Source organism: Altererythrobacter chaiwopuensis (assembly GCF_054957735.1).
In genome coordinates, this window is sequence record NZ_JBTXJF010000005.1 from 1 (window position 1) to 420 (window position 420).

The following is a 420-nucleotide window of genomic DNA, read 5'->3' on the forward strand; positions in this document are numbered from 1 at the left end:
GATAACCGGAGCGGCATCATCGAGGTCTGCGACTGTGACCGTGATGGTCTGGGTCGAGATATTGCCATCGGCATCCTCGGCCTCAATGGTGAGGACGTAGGTGTTGTTGGTGTCGCTGTCGGTGGGCGCCTCGAAGTCCGGCGGCGTGACAAAACTGATCGTGCCGTCAGGTGCGACCGCGAACAGACCCTGGTCATTACCGCCGGTGATGCTCCATGTGACCGGCTCGTCACTGGTCAGCTGCGTTACCGTGGTCGTGCCTTCATCGACCGTGATCTCACCGGTGCCGGCACCCGGACCACCCGAAGGACCGGAGATAACCGGAGCGGCATCATCGAGGTCTGCGACTGTGACCGTGATGGTCTGGGTCGAGATATTGCCATCGGCATCCTCGGCCTCAATGGTGAGGACGTAGGTGTT

At 61.0% G+C, this 420-nt stretch carries 1 protein-coding gene; it reads right to left on the reverse strand.

The genetic code is table 11. The features are described from left to right. Nucleotides 1-420 (reverse strand): cadherin repeat domain-containing protein (locus ACX3VQ_RS12970; protein ID WP_462581463.1); only part of this gene is annotated, 420 nt, incomplete at both ends.